The organism is Phenylobacterium sp., from assembly GCF_036263695.1.
Lineage (GTDB): Bacteria > Pseudomonadota > Alphaproteobacteria > Caulobacterales > Caulobacteraceae > Phenylobacterium.
In genome coordinates, this window is record NZ_DATAGM010000085.1 from 1 (window position 1) to 2,043 (window position 2,043).

At 71.1% G+C, this 2,043-nt stretch carries 2 protein-coding genes; one reads left to right on the forward strand and one right to left on the reverse strand.

Annotation, left to right across the window (positions count from 1 at the left end; translation table 11 throughout):
* Positions 1-364: response regulator (locus tag VHK87_RS03300; RefSeq protein WP_329633473.1), on the forward strand; the 364-nt coding region annotated here is incomplete at its 5' end.
* On the opposite strand, the gene ppdK is transcribed toward VHK87_RS03300, so the two are convergent.
* Positions 361-2,043: pyruvate, phosphate dikinase (ppdK, locus tag VHK87_RS03305; protein ID WP_329633474.1), on the reverse strand; the 1,683-nt coding region annotated here is incomplete at its 5' end. The genes VHK87_RS03300 and ppdK overlap by 4 nt on opposite strands.

Sequence of the window (2,043 nt, forward strand, 5' to 3'; positions counted from 1 at the left end):
CCATGCCGTCTACCGGCAGGCCTTCTCGCTGATCCTGCAGACGGTCTGCCGGGTAGTCGTCTGCGCCCAGGACGGCGTCGAGGCCCTGGACCTGCTGGCGTCCGAGCCCTTCGACCTCGTGCTGATGGACCTGGCGATGCCGAGGCTCGGTGGCCTTCCGGCCACCCGGCGACTGCGCGCTTCCTCCAGCCGCGGCCGGGACGTGGCGGTCATCGCCCTCACCGCCTCGGACTCAGACGAGGACCGCGCCGCCTGCCTGGCCGCCGGCATGAACGGCTTCGTCTCCAAGCCGGTGGACGCCCGCGAGCTGCTCGCCGCCGTCCACGCGGTGCTGAGCGGTGAGGCGATCCGCCAGGCGGCCTAGCGGTCCTTCTCGCGCTCGCCGATCGCGGCCTGGGCCGCCGCCAGGCGGGCGATCGGCACGCGGTAGGGCGAGCAGCTGACGTAGTCGAGGCCGGCCTTTTCGCAGAACGCGATGGAGGCCGGATCGCCGCCGTGTTCACCGCAGATGCCGAGCTTGACGTCGGGGCGGGTCTTGCGGCCGCGCTCGGCGGCGATGCGGATCAGGTCGCCGACGCCCTCCTGGTCCAGCGACACGAACGGGTCCTTCTCGAAGATCCCCTTGTCGATGTAGGCGCCGAGGAACCGGCCGGAGTCGTCGCGGCTGATGCCGAAGGTGGTCTGGGTCAGGTCGTTGGTGCCGAAGGAGAAGAACTCGGCGTGCTGAGCCAGGTCGTCGGCCCGGATCGCCGCCCGCGGCAGCTCGATCATGGTGCCGACCTTGTAGTCGACCGTCCGGCCGCTCTCAGCCATCACCTTCTGGGCGGTGCGGTCGGTGAGCTCGCGCAGGTATTTCATCTCCTCGCCCTTGGCGACCAGCGGGTGCATGATCTCGACGACCGGCGGGGTCTTGCCGGCGGCGGCGACCTCGAGGGCGGCCTCGATGATCGCCCGCACCTGCATCTCGTAGATCTCCGGATAGGCGACCCCGAGGCGGCAGCCGCGGTGGCCGAGCATCGGATTGACCTCGTGCAGCTCCTTGGCCCGGCGCAGCAGTTTGGCCGCGTCCAGCCCGGTGGCCTGGGCGACGGCGGCGACGTCCTCCTCGGTATGCGGCAGGAACTCGTGCAGCGGCGGGTCGAGCAGCCGGATGGTGACCGGCAGGCCCTCCATGATCCCGAACAGCTGGACGAAGTCGTCCCGCTGCATCGGCAGGATCTTCTCCAGCGCCTGTCGCCGGCCGGCCTCGTCGTCGGCCAGGATCATCTCGCGCACCGCGGCGATCCGGGCCGGGTCGAAGAACATGTGTTCAGTGCGGCAAAGGCCGATGCCCTCAGCCCCGAACTGGCGGGCGGTCTTGGCGTCCAGCGCCGTCTCGGCGTTGGCCCGCACCTTCAGCCGGCGGACCTTGTCCGCCCAGGTCATCAGGGTGGCGAAGTCGCCGGACAGCTCCGGCTCGATCATCTTCACCACGCCGGCCAGCACCTCGCCGGTGGAACCGTCGATGCTGATCACGTCGCCCTGCTTGAAGGTGCGGCCGCGGGCGTAGAGCTCGCCGGCCTTGCCGTCGATCCGCACCTCGCCGGCGCCGGAGACGCAGGGGCGGCCCATGCCGCGGGCCACCACGGCCGCGTGGCTGGTCATGCCGCCGCGGGCGGTGACGATGCCCCGGGCGGCGTCCATGCCGCGGATGTCTTCGGGGCTGGTCTCCTCGCGCACCAGGATCACCGCCTCCCCCGCCCCGCCGAGCTTCTCGGCGGTCTCGGCGTCGAAGACGATCTTGCCGGTGGCCGCTCCGGGCGAGGCCGGCAAGCCGGTGGCGATCACGTCACGGGGCGAGGCCGGGTCGATGGTCGGGTGCAGCAGCTGGTCTAGGCTGGCGGGCTCGACCCGCATCACCGCCTCTTCCTCGGTGATCAGGCCCTCGTTGGCCAGGTCCACGGCCACTTTCAGCGCCGCCTTGGCCGTGCGCTTGCCGTTGCGGGTCTGCAGCATGTAGAGCCGCCCGCGCTCCACGGTGAACTCGATGTCCTGCATGTCGCG